Source organism: Ensifer sp. MJa1 (assembly GCF_037026475.1).
Classification (GTDB): Bacteria; Pseudomonadota; Alphaproteobacteria; order Rhizobiales; family Rhizobiaceae; genus Ensifer.
Map to the genome: position 1 here is coordinate 1 of NZ_JAKUMO010000075.1, position 263 is coordinate 263.

The following is a 263-nucleotide window of genomic DNA, read 5'->3' on the forward strand; positions in this document are numbered from 1 at the left end:
GTCATCGCGCTGATCTTCGTCGGCCTGCCCTTTGTCGTTAGGACCGTGCAGCCGATCATGGAGGAGATCGACAGGGAAGTGGAGGAAGCCGCCGCCACGCTTGGCGCCAGCCGCTTCCAGACGATCAGCCGGGTGCTGTTGCCGGGGCTGCTTCCCGCGGGCCTCACCGGCTTTGCGCTTGCTTTCGCCCGCGGCGTCGGCGAATACGGCTCGGTGATCTTCATCGCCGGCAACCTGCCTTACGTCTCCGAGATCGCCCCGCT

General features: G+C 66.2%; 1 protein-coding gene. It reads left to right on the forward strand.

Annotation, left to right across the window (positions count from 1 at the left end; genetic code table 11):
• A partial coding sequence (locus tag MKZ91_RS31735; protein WP_336174955.1) for an ABC transporter permease subunit occupies window positions 1–263 on the forward strand: 263 nt, incomplete at both ends.